The organism is Mesorhizobium sp. M7D.F.Ca.US.004.03.1.1 (assembly GCF_003998635.1).
Classification (GTDB): domain Bacteria; phylum Pseudomonadota; class Alphaproteobacteria; order Rhizobiales; family Rhizobiaceae; genus Mesorhizobium; species Mesorhizobium loti.
Genome location: NZ_RZQG01001168.1, coordinates 1 through 1,615, shown reverse-complemented (window position 1 = coordinate 1,615; position 1,615 = coordinate 1). Strand labels below are relative to the sequence as shown.

Genomic DNA, 1,615 nt, shown 5'->3' with positions numbered 1-1,615 from the left:
GAGCTGGCGCTGTCGTTCGAGTTCGCAAAGCGTGTCTCGATCTATCATTCCGTCGTCGTCAATTTCGAGAACGATTTGCCGGTGCAGCTCGAAGAGCGCTTCGTCAATCCGAGCCTCATCCCCGACTATGACAAGCAGGATTTTTCGAAGACGGCGACCTATGACTACCTCATGCAGAAAACCCCGGTGACCGAGGTCGAGCACATCATCTCGGCGATCCCCGCGGATGCCGAGACGGCGCGGCATCTGGGCATCGATGTCGGCGCCTGCTGCCTTTTCCTGCACCGCCGGACATGGACAGGCGCGGTGGTGGCGACGATCAGCAAGCTGACTTATGCCGGCAGCCGCTACTCGCTCGGCAGCCGCTATTCCCCCTCCAAAAACAACTGACGGCAATGCTGCGAATGCAAGCCGGAGAGGTTTCGTTATCAATGTATATACATGTACTGATGAAGGTAGCTTCGCCCTCGGGGAATGACCCGGCCAGAGGGAACGGTATATGACGCAGACACCCAGCCGCACGGCGCGGATCCGGGCGCTCGCGCAGCATGATGTTGCCGAGGCGCAGAGCGCTCTGGCGGCGCTGCTGGGCGATCTGTTCGCGATGCGCCCCTGCAACGTCCGCATCAACTTCGACAAATACAGCCTCAATTCGTTGAACGGCTTCTTCGAAGACGACGGCAAGGCCTACTTCTTCAAGTTCCATCAGGAGGAGCGGGAAGAGGCGATGACGGGCGAGTATTACCGCGCCGAGATCCTGTCGCGCGCCGGCCTGCCGGTCGACCAGCCGGTGCATATGTCGGCCCAGCCCGGCGAGCAGATCCTTGTCTATCGCCGCCGCACGGATCCGAGGTTTTCGGATGTGCTGTTCGCGCTCGATGCGCAGGACGATGCCGGCAAACGGCAAGAAGCCGTTCTTGCCGAGCGCGACCTGTCGGCCAGGCTGCTCAAGGTCTATCTCGAGACGCTGCATCCGGTAACCGTCGAGGAGGTGACGGCGGAGCCGATCCACAGGCTGTTTCATGAGCGGCTGATCGATGCCGAGACACGCTTGTCGCCAGGCGGCCGGCTGGCCGATTTCTATATCGGCAAGCCGTTTGCCTTTCCCGGTTTGGAGCTGAATTGGGATCGGTTTTCCCGGCTGAAATTCGTCATCAACGGCCAGCAGTACACCGACAGCGTCGGTGAGCTCTTCGACGCCGCCGCAATGCGCTTGCGGCCGGGCCGGCTTGCCGACGCAGGCGGCGTGGTCGCGCATGGCGACGCCCACAACGCCAATGTCTGGTACACGGCGAAGTCGGGGAGGGCGGAGCTGTCCTTCTTCGATCCCGCCTTTGCCGGCTCGCATATCCCGACGCTGCTGGCGGAGGTGAAGGCGACGTTCCACAACATCTTCGCCCATCCGTTCTGGCTCTATGATCCGGCGACCGCGACCGAGGCTTTTCGTGCCCAGGCGCGGCTGGAGGGGAACCTGCTCCATGTCGACACGGATTGGGACCTGAGCCCTGTCCGCCGCGACCTGCTGGAGATCAAGGCGACAGCGCTGTGGCGGCCATTGCTGCTGGAACTCAAACGGCGCTGCATGCTGCCGGCCGATTGGCGGGCGGTGCTGCGG

At 62.5% G+C, this 1,615-nt stretch carries 2 protein-coding genes; both read left to right on the top strand.

The window, feature by feature from the left end; genetic code table 11:
- On the top strand, nucleotides 1-390 hold a 390-nt coding region (locus tag EN935_RS35170; protein WP_127374181.1), incomplete at its 5' end, for a UTRA domain-containing protein.
- Between the two features lie 109 nt (nucleotides 391-499).
- A partial coding sequence (locus EN935_RS35165; protein ID WP_127374180.1) for a hypothetical protein occupies nucleotides 500-1,615 on the top strand: 1,116 nt, incomplete at its 3' end.